The organism is Nocardiopsis tropica (genome assembly GCF_042660575.1).
In the GTDB taxonomy this organism is placed as follows: domain Bacteria; phylum Actinomycetota; class Actinomycetes; order Streptosporangiales; family Streptosporangiaceae; genus Nocardiopsis; species Nocardiopsis tropica.
Map to the genome: position 1 here is coordinate 1 of NZ_JBHSUF010000065.1, position 699 is coordinate 699.

Here is a 699-nt window from a genome sequence, read left to right on the forward strand (position 1 = left end):
CTGGCGGGGTTGTAGGGGGTGAGGAACTCGTCGTTGTGGCGGCCGAACACCTCGGCCAGGTCCTTGTTCAACGACGGCGGCGCCGGCGGGGTGTCCCTGGGCGCGGGTGTGGGACCCGTGTCCTTGGGCGCGGGCGAGTCCGGGCCCCGGTCCGGGTTGACCGGGGGGTCGTCCTTGACCGGTGCCGTGGGCGGGTCGTCCTTGACCGGTCCGGCCGGGGGGTCGTCCTTGGGCCTGGCGGGGGGTCCGTCGGGGCCTCCGCCGCCGGGGGGTGGCGGGGTGTCGGTGTCGCGGTTGAGGGGCGGCGGGTCGTCTTTGACCGGCCCCGCAGGCGGCCCGTCGGGAGGACCCGAGGGCGGCCCGGGCGGGGGTCCGTCGGGGCTCTCGCGCAGCGGCGGGCCGACCGGGGGCGGCCCGCCGGGCCCGTCGGGGCCGGTTTTGATCAGCGGGGGCGGGTCGGGCAGGAGTTTGAGGTCGGTCAGGCCTTTGCTGAACAGGTCGGACAGGTGTTTGCTGAACAGCCCGTCCATGCCCGCGGAGAAGACCGCGGAGAGCACGCCCTCGATCGCGGCGCCCTTGTGGGCGCTCGCGGTCAGGTTGTGGTCGCGGTGGTGGCGGGTCCCCCTGCCGATCTGGATGCGCTGGATGATGCTGTCCATGCTCGCGAAGATCTGGCTGATGATCTGGTGGCCGGGCACG

1 pseudogene is annotated in these 699 nt (G+C 74.2%); it reads right to left on the minus strand.

What is annotated here, in order from left to right:
- Positions 1-699 (minus strand): annotated as a pseudogene (locus tag ACFQBR_RS33595) (hypothetical protein); the annotation flags it as partial.